Source organism: Oribacterium sp. (assembly GCF_057249185.1).
In genome coordinates, this window is record NZ_DBHIGR010000124.1 from 1 (window position 1) to 6,928 (window position 6,928).

Sequence of the window (6,928 nt, forward strand, 5' to 3'; positions counted from 1 at the left end):
TTCCCCAAGCAAAGACACCGTGATTCTTACAAAGAACAGCCGGAACTGCTACAGGATCCTTTTTGAGTCTTTCAAACTCGGACACAATGAGTACACCGGTGTTCTTCTCATAGGCCTCCTCAATTTCTTCCTTGCTAAGATTTCTTACGCAAGGAATCTCTCCATAGAAATAATCTGCGTGGGTTGTGCCGTAGCAGGGAATTCCTCTTCCCGCCTGAGCCCAACTGGTAGCATAGCTGGAATGAGTATGAACAATACCTCCCACCTCTTTAAATCCTTTGTAAATCTCGATATGGGTTGCCGTATCAGAGGAGGGATTTAAGTTTCCCTCTACCTTATTGCCATCCAAATCCATAATCACCATATCTTCAGGCCCCATATCTTCATATTCCACTCCGCTGGGCTTAATTACAAAATATCCGCTTTTTCTGTCGATGGCGCTAACATTCCCCCAGGTAAAAGTCACCAAACCGTACTTTGGAAGCAAAATATTCGCCTCATATACTTTCTTCTTCAGTTCCTCTAACATAATCCTCTCCTTTTCCTACGTCCTCAGCTTACTTTACGGTATACATAGCAATTTCATCAATCTCTCTATTGGTTCCAATAATAACATCTTCTCCCTTTTTATTCTTAAAATGCAGGGCATTGGCACAACCTGTATCCCTGTCAATAAACTCCGTCTTATAATTTCCTTCCTCCGTATCCCAGCTAATGAGAATAGTGTCCTTGCTGCCCTTTCTCCAGCCCACAATCCAGGCAGGCTTTCCTTGGATTTCGCAGGTCCAGGTAGCGTGAATCATACCGGTATCCGCTTCCTTTGCGGAATATTTCCACTGAGGGACATAATTTCCGTGCTCGTCCAAATGGTAGATGGTAAGAGAATTACCATGGAATGGAGCAATACAGCCCAGTTCCAAGTTCCCGTCTCCGTCAAAATCCACCAGTACGGAATCACTGGATGGCAGGGAATGAATCTTTGTCACCGTCCAATCTGCCCCATACACTGCAGGAGGATCAAAAATAAAGCTTCCTTCTTCACAACCCACCAGTCCGGCTTCATATCCCCCTCTTTTCATCTTGCAAAATCCGTGATTTTTAAGCATTCCATCCTTAATCAGCTTAAGCTCCAGTTTTTTCTCTCCCCTAAACTGATCCAAATCCTTTGGCAGACAAGCACCATAGCAAGCCCCCTTTTGTCTCCAGTCATCCTTATACTCATACCCTGATTTAAGGCAGCAAACTAAAAGGTACACCGTACCGCCTCTTTCCAAAATACCGAAACGATGCACAAAGGGAGCCTTACAAAGAGTAAATGTTTCCCAGCCTCCTCCAGCCTTAGGTTTTACTACGATAATTTCCGCCTCAATACCGTCATTGGGGGAATAAAACTTCCTGGTAGCCAAGAACACGCCATCTGTTCCGGGAACCTGAGCCATGGTCATTACGCCACCAGGACCATCCCAAAGCTTATCCAGCTTTTCTCCTTCCTCATTAAACAAATAACAAGGATCCTGCTTCTCTGCTGCCACCAAAAAGCAATGTTCTCCTTTGTACTGAAGTTCCGCTATGGAATAACATTTGTTCAAATTTCCAATAACTTTCTTTTCAAACTTCATTTTCCCTCCTAACCCTTTCCATTTTCTCGATAACCCCCACTGTAACTCACTCTTTAAAAACCACTGTGACTCACTCTTGTTAACGAGATAGCGCACGCTGTGTTAGTAATCCGTTTAAGAATTAAAATCCTCCAGCTTAATTCTGCTGTTCCAAAATGCGACTCATGCTTTTATTGGCAAAAAGAATATCTTCCTTCCATGTATCCTTTCCCACATCCCACATCTCTGTAACAAATCTTCTAACCCCAAGTTCCCAGGCCTTTCCAATAACTGCCTCAAAATCCACGTGTCCGGTCATAAAGGGAATCTCTCGAAACTTACCGGGAACAGTTTCCTTTAAATGCACTGCTATTAGACGGCCTCTTCCCGTTTCCATATCCTCCAATACACTGCTCCCGTAGGAATGGGCAGCATTCGTAAGATTTCCGGAATCCGGGTACACCCCAAGATAGGGGCTGTCAATAAAATTCACATAGTGCATAGCCTTCTGTGTTGTGTTCATAAATTCCGTTTCCATCGTTTCAAAACCAAGAAGAATTCCCTTTGTAGCAGCCATATCGGTAGCCTTGGCAAGGTTTTCCCGGAAAAGTCTCTCGCTTTCCGCTGTTCCCTCTTCATAATACACATCATAACCCGCAAGCTGAATAATTCTGATTCCTAAATCATCTGCTAAATTAATAGCTTTCTCCATGATTTCCAAGCTTCTCTTTCGAATTTCCGAATTGGAAGATCCAAAGGAATATTTTCTGTGACCGGAAAGGCACATACTGCGAATGGGGAGACCGGTTTTTTGCATAAGCTGAAGCATTTCCATTCTCTGTTCTTTCGACCAATCCAGCCTGCTCAGCTTCTCATCTGTCTCATCTATACTAATTTCCAAAAAATCATAGCCACAATCCTTTGCGCAGTTAAGTTTTCCCTCCCAATCCATGTCCTTGGGGATGGCTTTTTCATATAAACCGATGGCATAGTTTTTCATGCTTCCACTTCCTTTCTAATACCGGCTCGTAATTTCTATGCAAATCCAAATCGAAGGTAAATTCACACATAAAATCGAACATATACTATTGCGATTATGATTTTTATCAAAAGCTATGCTTGATTCGTTTTTTATTGCTCAAAATCACAATCTTCCACTCGCTTGATTTTAGGTATAATATTCCTTTTTTTCAAGTGCTATTTTCATGATTTTTATTCAAAATTATTTTTTGCCATTTTCGTCACTTTGCACAAGATATATTTTCCCCCGAATGTCGTAATCCTCATTTTCTTCATAAAAATGTAAGTTATACCATTGTTTTTTGATTTGTCAAAATAGCAATAAAACCGCAAAATCAATCATAAAATTTATAATCGAACATAAAATTCCTATTTTATTGTTGTTTTATTTGTTCGTTGCATTTATGATAATATCATGTACTTATGGGTATAGGAATTGAAAACACAAAAAAACATTTTTTTAATTATTTTCAAAGAATGCAAGGAGGAAACATGGCAAAAATTTCAGAAACAAACCGAGAAAGTTGGATCAAAAGCACCTTTCCCGAGTGGGGCACTTGGTTGGTAGAGGATATCGAAAGTGAAGTGGTTCCGGAAGGACAGGTCGCTATGTGGTGGCTTGGCTGTACAGGAGTTTGGTTTAAGACTCCCGGCGGAGCCAATATCACTATCGATCTTTGGTGTGGTAACGGAAAACGTACCCACGGAGATAATCAGATGAAACCGGGACATCAGATGGCTAATATGTGCGGTGGCAGACTGATGCAGCCAAACTTAAGAAATGTTCCCTTCGTGATTGACCCCTTTGCTTTCAAGCAGGTGGATGCAGTTTTAGCTACTCATTATCATCAGGATCATATGTCTATCGAGTGGGCTGCTCATGTGATTAACAGCGGAATGACCACACTGGATGAAAATGGCAAGGAAATTCCTGTCCCCTTTATCGGTCCTTTAAAATCCGTAGAAACCTGGAAAAAATGGGGAGTCCCGGAGGAAAGATGCAAAATCGTAAAGCCGGGAGATGTGATTAAGCTTAAGGACATCGAAATCGTATGTCTGGACAGCTTTGACAGAACCTGTATCGTAACCACCGATTCTACCGGAGAGGACAGAGAGGAACTTACCGGTGTATGTCCTACCGATATGGATGACAAGGCCGTAAACTACCTGGTAAAGACTCCAGGAGGAAACATTTACCACTCCGGAGACTCCCACTTCTCCATTTACTTTGCAAAGCACGGTAAGGATTATGACATTGACGTTGCCTTCGGCTCCTTCGGAGAAAACCCCATCGGTATGCAGGATAAAATGACTTCCATTGATGTTCTTCGTATGGCGGAGAATCTACAGTGTAAGGTTGTCATCCCTATTCACTGGGACGTATGGACAAACTTCCAGGCAGACTGCGAAGAAATCAAACTGCTCTACGATTTCAAGAAGGATCGCAATGAATATAAGTTCCACCCCTTCTTCTGGCAGGTAGGAGGAAAATATGTTTATCCCCAGGACAAGGATAAGATTTATTTCCACCACCGTAGAGGATTTGAGGACTGCTTCGAGCATCCCCAGAATATACCCTTCCGTTCCTGCTTATAAAAAGGAGGTTCCCTAATGTCTAATGTTTTAGAAAGAATTATCGAAAGAAAGCACTATAGCTTTATCAACGGGCAAGGAATTTCCTGGCAGGAGGCTGTACGGCTTAGCGCACTTCCCTTGGTGGAAGAAGGAAGCGTTGACAAAGACTACTATAAGCAGATTGTAGCCTGCATTGAAAAGCACGGCCCCTATATCGTGTTGGAGCATAATATTGCTATGCCCCATACCACTGAAAATCCAATCGGGGCATATAAGACTGCTGTAGGACTTATGATTTGCGAAAATATGATTGATTTCGGCCAAGATGAAAGCGGGGAGAAAAAAGAAGCCAATCTTCTCTTTACCCTTTCAGCAGTAAACGGAGATGAACATATGGAAAACATCTCTCAGCTTATGGATGTCTTTATGAACTATGACTTAATCGAAGCTCTGGGAAAATGTCGTAGTGAAGAGGATATTCTGGCAGCCATGAAAAAGCACCAAACAAACAAAGCTTAAGTATAAAATCAGGAGGAACAAAATGGGAGTATTAAGTACAATTTGGTCGTTTTTTGCGACCTACATCTTGCAGAAGCCACCTTACATGGTAGGTTTTCTAACTTTTCTGGGTTACTGCCTTATGGGCAAGAAGTGGTATGACACACTTGCCGGAACGTTAAAGGCTATTATCGGTATGTTAATCCTCAGTGCAGGTTCCGGCGGACTGGTATCCAACTTCCGTCCTATCCTTGCAGGACTAAAGGACAGATTTAATCTTACTGCTGCCGTTATCGATCCTTATTATGGACAAAACGCAGTAACTGCCGGTGTAGAAGAAGTTTTTGGAAAGGGATTTTCACAGGTTATGACCCTTCTTCTCATTGCCTTTATCGTAAATATCCTGCTTGTACGTTTCAATAAGATTACAAAGTGTCGTACTCTTTTCACTACCGGACACGTACAGGTGCAGCAGGCTGCTACCGCTTACTGGCTGATTCTTTTCGCTCTGCCTGCACTTCGAAACAACAATCCGGCGTTAATGATTGTTATGTCTGTAATCCTTGGTGCCTACTGGGCAGTTGGTTCCAACCTTACCGTTAAGCCTATGCAGGAGCTTACAGACGGTGCAGGATTCGCCATTGCACACCAGCAAATGTTCGGTATCCGTCTTGGCGCATGGCTTTCAGAGAAGTTATTTGGAGATCGTGGAGGAAAGAGGGATGTGAAGAAGGTCGGCGATCTTAAGATGCCCGGATTCTTCTCCATTTTTAGCCAAAACATGGTATGTACCGCTATTTTAATGACGGTTTTCTTCGGAATCATTATGGCCGTTATCGGAAAACCTTTCTTTGTAGAATCCGGAGCAACAAAGGAAACTGAGAACTTTGCTTTCTATGTATTTAACACCTCTCTACAGTTTGCTGTTTATCTTGCTATTCTGCAGCTTGGTGTTCGTACCTTCGTAACAGAATTAACCGCTTCCTTCCAAGGAATTGCCGACAAACTTCTTCCCTCCTCCGTACCCGGTGTTGACTGTGCGGTTTGTTATGGATTTGGAGATGCAAATGCTGTAACCTTTGGCTTCCTTGCAGGTCTTACAGGACAGATTATTGCTATCGTAACCCTGATCCTTATGGGATCACCCACTATTATCATCTGCGGATTCGTTCCTGTATTCTTCGATAATGCAACTATTGGTCTTGTTGCTAACGAAAAGGGTGGACTTAAGGCTTGCCTTGTTATACCATTCCTTTCAGGACTTATTCAGGTTTTCGGTGCAGCATTTATCTCCGGATGGGTTGGCATGGCAAACTACGGCGGATACCTTGGAATGTTTGACTGGGATACTGTATGGCCGATGTTCACAGTTTTAATGCACTATCTTGGCTATATCGGTGTGGGAGTCGTAGTTCTGGCTCTCCTTGCCATTCCGCAGATTGAGTACCTTAAGGATCCGAAGGGATATTTCCTGATTACCGAAGATTACGAAGCTTACAAAGAGCATCTGAAGGCAAAGAAGGGAGAAATTTAAGATGGCAAAATTAGACGGAAAGAAAATATTGGCTTGTTGTGCAAACGGAGCAGGTTCCTCTCTAATGATGGAACTGGCTATTCAGAAGGTAATGAAGCGTCATGATATTAAGCCTGCAGAATTGACACACTGCCCCATTTCCGAGGGACAAAGTGCAGCAAAGAACTATGATGTAGTTTTCTGCTCCAAGGCATTTGCTGCAAATTTTGAAAACTTAGGGGAAAGCACAGTTGTTGTACCTTTAAAGAATGTAATGTCCGACAAAGAGATTGAAGCTAACCTTCAGGAAGCGGGACTTTTAGACTAATTAAGAAGAAAGCTTCCCCGAACAGTTTGATTGACAGCATGTTGAATAAGGTAATAGAGATGAAAAACAGTAAGTCCAATGTGGAAACAAGACAACAGAATATTCTGAAATATGTCAGAAAAGCGGGGGAAGCACATTCTAACGATTTAGCAAAGGAATTTCGAATTTCCATCATGACCGTAAGGCGCGACCTACATGATTTGGAACAAAAGCATTTGCTAAAGAGGACCCATGGGGGTGCTACTACTTTAGACTACGTAAAGGGAAATAAGACTCTGAGTAAAAACATAAAGATGTGCCGTGACCTAATTTCCAGGTATGCCGCAACGCTTGTAAAGGACGGGGATCGAGTCTTTATTAACGGCAGTAAAACTGCGCTGAAAATGTTAGACTATG

General features: G+C 42.5%; 8 protein-coding genes. 5 read left to right on the forward strand and 3 right to left on the reverse strand.

The genetic code is table 11. The features are described from left to right. The 3 genes from araD to ACO4PX_RS07470 form a co-directional block, all read right to left on the reverse strand. A partial coding sequence (gene araD / locus ACO4PX_RS07460) for an L-ribulose-5-phosphate 4-epimerase AraD (RefSeq protein WP_485572151.1) occupies positions 1–529 on the reverse strand: 529 nt, incomplete at its 3' end. 28 nt (positions 530–557) lie between these two features. Next, entirely contained in the window at positions 558–1,619 is a 1,062-nt protein-coding gene (locus ACO4PX_RS07465) for a hypothetical protein (protein WP_485572152.1), read from the reverse strand. Positions 1,620–1,755: 136 nt separating this feature from the next. Then, positions 1,756–2,598, reverse strand: coding sequence for an L-ribulose-5-phosphate 3-epimerase (locus tag ACO4PX_RS07470; protein WP_485572153.1), 843 nt, complete (start codon positions 2,596–2,598; stop codon positions 1,756–1,758). A gap of 512 nt (positions 2,599–3,110) precedes the next feature. Here ACO4PX_RS07470 and ulaG point away from each other — a divergent pair. The 5 genes from ulaG to ACO4PX_RS07495 all read left to right on the forward strand — a co-directional run. Beyond that, positions 3,111–4,214: an L-ascorbate 6-phosphate lactonase gene (gene ulaG, locus ACO4PX_RS07475; protein ID WP_314834035.1), complete on the forward strand. Its 1,104-nt coding sequence runs from the start codon at positions 3,111–3,113 to the stop codon at positions 4,212–4,214. 15 nt (positions 4,215–4,229) lie between these two features. Continuing rightward, positions 4,230–4,712 (forward strand): PTS sugar transporter subunit IIA, encoded by a 483-nt coding sequence (locus ACO4PX_RS07480; protein WP_485572154.1) that lies wholly within the window; start codon positions 4,230–4,232, stop codon positions 4,710–4,712. A gap of 22 nt (positions 4,713–4,734) precedes the next feature. Next, positions 4,735–6,225 (forward strand): PTS sugar transporter subunit IIC, encoded by a 1,491-nt coding sequence (locus tag ACO4PX_RS07485; RefSeq protein WP_315365259.1) that lies wholly within the window; start codon positions 4,735–4,737, stop codon positions 6,223–6,225. 1 nt (position 6,226) lies between these two features. Beyond that, the gene (locus ACO4PX_RS07490; RefSeq protein WP_315365260.1) at positions 6,227–6,532 is read left to right on the forward strand and encodes a PTS sugar transporter subunit IIB; all 306 of its coding nucleotides are present in this window, start codon (positions 6,227–6,229) and stop codon (positions 6,530–6,532) included. Positions 6,533–6,591: 59 nt separating this feature from the next. After that, positions 6,592–6,928: DeoR family transcriptional regulator (locus ACO4PX_RS07495; protein WP_485572155.1), on the forward strand; the 337-nt coding region annotated here is incomplete at its 3' end.